The following is a 2,117-nucleotide window of genomic DNA, read 5'->3' on the forward strand; positions in this document are numbered from 1 at the left end:
ACGTTGTCGCTGTTGCAGAGATGCCGGACATCATCACCAACTACGTGCGGCATCCATTCGTTCAGAATGGCAGTGCCAAGAAGGTGCTTGGTGAAAACGCCAAGGGTTCGTTGGAGCAGATCATTGCGGTTCTGAAGGCGCATTCGCCGATAAATTTCGATCTCTACAAGGATGGCACGTTGCTACGTCGGATCGAGCGGCGGATGGCGCTACGACACATGGAGAATTCGGGCGATTACCTCGCTCTTTTGAAAGACTCGGCCGAAGAGGCGCAGAACCTCTGTGCTGATCTTCTTATCAGCGTAACGTCCTTCTTCCGCGATCCTGATGCTTTTGACTACCTCGAAAAGACGGTGCTTGATGAATTAGTCAAATCGCATGACGCACGGCACCCGGTTCGGATTTGGGTGCCGGGATGCGCCACAGGCGAAGAAGTCTATTCGCTGGCGATGCTTGTCATTGAAAAAATATCGACCCTCCGCAAAGATGTGAAATTGCAGGTTTTTGCCTCGGATGTTGATGAACGGGCGCTGACAGTCGCGCGGAACGGCGTATATCCGGATTCTATCTCTGAAGATGTCTCTCCTGCACGCCTGAGGCGGTTTTTCACCAAGGAAGATCACAGTTACCGCGTGACGCCAGAGTTGCGTGATGCAGTTGTTTTTGCCAACCAGAACATCTTGGCTGATGCACCTTTCTCGAAGCTTGATCTGATCTCGTGCCGCAATCTGATGATCTATCTGACGCCCGATGCGCAGGAGCGGATTATGCAGATGTTTCACTTTGCGCTCAATGATGGCGGTTCTCTGTTTCTGGGCATGTCAGAGACGACTGGCAACCACGACAGTCTTTTTGAGCCGCTGTCAAAGAAATACCGCGTTTACAAACGCGTCGGCACCACGCGCAGCCGCGCTTTCGATTTCCCGATTGCGCAACGCCGATACGCTAATGCCGGTCTTGTGCCAACGCGCAGTCAGTACCAAGCCGCTGGCAACAAGTTGGCGGAGCTGAGCCAAAGTCTTCTGGTGCAACACTACGCCCCCGCAGCCGTCCTGATTAACGCCCAGTCCGAAGCGCTGTATCTTGAGGGCGCAACGGACAAATACCTCAGGGTGCCATCGGGCGAAACAAGCCGTGATTTGTTGGCCATGGCACGGCAGGGACTGCGCGCGCGCTTAAGTAGGGCCATTCGGACGGCGCGGACGCAAGAGGCGATGGCCAAGGAGCGCGCCACAATCACGCAAGGTGGTGACAGGGTTGGTGTGACCATTCAGGTGCATCCGGTGTCGCTCGATGAAGCTGAATTGCTTCTGGTGACCTTCGCGGATGAGCCAGTGACTGCGGTTGTTCCAGCCTCTGATGAACCGAACGCAGAAGTGAACCGTCAGCTAGAGCAGGAACTTGAAACCACGCGTGCTGATTTACGCACAACGATCCGCGACTACGAATTGTCCACCGAAGAGTTGAAGGCCGTCAACGAAGAAGCCATGTCGATGAACGAGGAGTTCCAGTCGACAAATGAAGAGCTTGAGACCTCCAAGGAAGAGTTGCAGTCCCTTAATGAAGAGCTGACGACGCTTAACACCCAGCTTCAGCAAAAGGTCGAAGATGAACGGCGGCTGTCGGATGATTTGAACAACTTGCTGTCCAGTTCGGGCATTGCAACGCTGTTTCTGGACAGCGAGTTCAATATCAAGCGGTTTACACCAGCGACACGTGAGTTGTTCAACCTGATCAGCAAGGACATCGGGCGATCCTTCAGCGACATTACCAGCAGGGTCAACGACCCGGAACTGCTCAAAGACGCAGAAGATGTGCTTGAAACCCTCGTTTCAGTCGAATGCGAAGTTGAAGGCGACGACGGACGGTGGTTCGTTCGCCGTATCCTCCCTTATCGCACGCAAAGCGGCGCGATTGACGGCGTTGCGGTGACGTTTTCCGAAGTGTCGGAGCTTAAGGCCTTGCAAAGCGAGACCGCCACCGCCCGAGAATTTGCAGAGAGCATTATCAGCACGGTGCGCGAACCCATGCTTGTGCTTGACGGTACGTTAAAAATTCTCTCAGCCAGCCGGTCGTTCAGTCGTATATTCGCGACGGCCGCAGTGGACGTCATCGGA

Annotated in this window: 1 protein-coding gene; it reads left to right on the forward strand. The window is 54.4% G+C overall.

Annotated features, from left to right (window positions below):
- Positions 1 to 2,117, forward strand: a 2,117-nt coding sequence (locus QZ197_RS15555) for a CheR family methyltransferase (RefSeq protein ID WP_296433106.1), incomplete at both ends; no start/stop codon positions are given.

Source organism: Yoonia sp. (assembly GCF_017854415.1).
GTDB lineage: Bacteria > Pseudomonadota > Alphaproteobacteria > Rhodobacterales > Rhodobacteraceae > Yoonia.